Source organism: Paenibacillus lignilyticus, assembly GCF_017942085.1.
Lineage (GTDB): Bacteria > Bacillota > Bacilli > Paenibacillales > Paenibacillaceae > Paenibacillus_Z > Paenibacillus_Z lignilyticus.
The window spans coordinates 1-555 of the sequence record NZ_JAGKSP010000060.1; the positions used below are offsets into that span (position 1 = coordinate 1).

Here is a 555-nt window from a genome sequence, read left to right on the forward strand (position 1 = left end):
CAGATTAACCCCCCAGTGCGCGGTGCCGGTCGCCGCCACGCACAGCCCGGCCGCCAACATCCCGTTCCCGGTGGCGAGCGGCGCGAGCGGCCCGTGCCGATCGGACCACTGCCCGGCGAACACCATGGCGAAGAGGCTGGTGGTGAAGTACGCGGAGAACGCGAACGCGTAGAGCGGAATCCCGTGCAACTCGCGCGCGGCAACGGGCATGGCCGTCCCGACGGCGGTCGCCTAGAAGGCGATGAGCAGCACGACGGACACGATGCCGATGCTCAGGGCGCGATACGGCGCACTGAGCTCGCCCCCCGCGGCGGGGCCCTCCCCGCCCGCTTGGGCCGCGCCGTCTCTCTCTCCCCTCGCCCCGGCTGTCCTTGACCTCACCTGTCCGCCTCCTCCGTCTTCAGTGTTGCACGCTTCTCTGGTGCTCATCTCTCTTCTCTATTGCGTTTTACCCTCTTTTGTCCTTCTCGTTTGTTTCCGCTTTCCTGTTCCCTTTGTCCTTCCTCCTCTTTTTCACTCTCTTTCTTTTTTTATTTTCTTACATAATTAATTTAT

At 62.5% G+C, this 555-nt stretch carries 1 pseudogene; it reads right to left on the reverse strand.

Annotated features, from left to right (window positions below):
• Positions 1–210, reverse strand: a pseudogene (locus tag I8J30_RS32700) (hypothetical protein); the annotation flags it as partial.
• Positions 211–555: the final 345 nt, after the last annotated feature.